The 1,005-nt window shown below is 60.8% G+C and carries 2 protein-coding genes; one reads left to right on the top strand and one right to left on the bottom strand.

What is annotated here, in order from left to right; all coding sequences use genetic code 11:
- A partial coding sequence (sstT, locus tag DBR24_RS31975; RefSeq protein WP_256591406.1) for a serine/threonine transporter SstT occupies positions 1–544 on the top strand: 544 nt, incomplete at its 5' end.
- Positions 545–643: 99 nt separating this feature from the next.
- Here the strand turns inward: sstT and DBR24_RS11400 are convergent.
- Positions 644–1,005 (bottom strand): DUF1993 family protein (locus tag DBR24_RS11400; RefSeq protein WP_146189019.1); only part of this gene is annotated, 362 nt, incomplete at its 5' end.

The raw sequence follows: 1,005 nt of genomic DNA, 5'->3' as shown, positions 1-1,005 counted from the left end.
GGTGATGAACCCGCTGATCGTGTTCTGGAAGCTGCGTCGCAACCCGTATCCGCTGACCCTCAAGTGCCTGCGCGAAAGCGGCATCACCGCGTTCTTCACCCGCAGTTCGGCGGCGAACATTCCGGTCAACCTGGAGCTGAGCAAGCGCCTGGGCCTGCATGAAGACACCTATTCGGTGTCGATCCCGCTGGGCGCGACCATCAACATGGCCGGTGCGGCGATCACCATCACTGTGCTGTCCCTGGCGGCCGTGCACACCCTCGGCATTGCCGTAGACATTCCGACGGCAATCCTGCTCAGCGTCGTCGCGGCGATCTGCGCGTGCGGCGCTTCGGGTGTGGCCGGCGGTTCGCTGCTGTTGATCCCCCTGGCGTGCAGCCTGTTCGGTATCCCGAGCGAGATTGCCATGCAGGTAGTGGCAGTGGGCTTCATCATTGGCGTGCTGCAGGATTCGGCAGAGACGGCGTTGAATTCGTCTACCGACGTACTGTTTACCGCAGCAGCGTGCCTGGGCGAAGAAGCGAAAGCCCAACGCACCGCCTGACACCCGACCTTGCAGGAGCGAGCAGGCTCGCTCCTGCCCAGAAAAACAAAAAGCCCACCAAGGCGCAAACCTTGGCGGGCTTTTTTGTTGCCGGGTGTTTTAGAACGCGCCCATGTAATCGCGTTTACCCACTTCAACACCGTTGTGACGCAGCAGTGCGTAGGTGGTGGTGACGTGGAAGAAGAACTGCGGCAGGCCGTAGGTCAGCAGATAAGCCTGACCGCTGAAGCGCTTCTCTTTCGGCGTGCCCGGACGGGTCACGATCTCGATGCCTTCCTTGCCATTGATCTGCTCAGGCTTGATCTCGCCGATGAAGGCCAGAACCTTGGCGATCAGCGCTTGCAGCTCGGCGAAGGTGGTTTCGCTGTCGTCGTACTTCGGCAACTCGACTTCGGCCAGACGCGCGGAAACGCCTTTGGCGAAATCAACAGCGATCTGGACCTGACGGATCAGCGGAAACA

The sequence above is a fragment of the Pseudomonas sp. HMWF006 genome, assembly GCF_003061205.1.
Taxonomy (GTDB): Bacteria; Pseudomonadota; Gammaproteobacteria; order Pseudomonadales; family Pseudomonadaceae; genus Aquipseudomonas; species Aquipseudomonas monsensis.
This window is presented reverse-complemented; position numbering and strand designations above follow the sequence as displayed.